The organism is Frankia sp. Mgl5, assembly GCF_023242985.1.
In the GTDB taxonomy this organism is placed as follows: domain Bacteria; phylum Actinomycetota; class Actinomycetes; order Frankiales; family Frankiaceae; genus Parafrankia; species Parafrankia soli.
The window spans coordinates 1-245 of record NZ_JALKFY010000284.1; the positions used below are offsets into that span (position 1 = coordinate 1).

At 55.9% G+C, this 245-nt stretch carries 1 protein-coding gene; it reads left to right on the forward strand.

All coding sequences use genetic code 11. The features are described from left to right. The coding region (locus MXD62_RS40380; protein WP_368862355.1) for an aldehyde dehydrogenase family protein at positions 1-245 on the forward strand (245 nt) is incomplete at both ends.

Genomic DNA, 245 nt, shown 5'->3' on the forward strand with positions numbered 1-245 from the left:
GAGTTTTCATAATGCCGGGCAGGCGTGTATCGCCGTACAGCGAATTCTCGTAGAAGAAACGGTGCTGGAAGCGTTTACGGAAAAATATCTGGCTCATGTCAGCAACCTTGTCGTGGGAAATCCGGAAGATCCAGCCACAGACGTTGGGCCGATGATCACCGAGGCGGACGCAGTTCGTGTGGAAAGCTGGGTGCAGGAAGCCCTTGCCCAGGGCGCCGATTTGCTTTTCGGCGGAAAACGGGAGG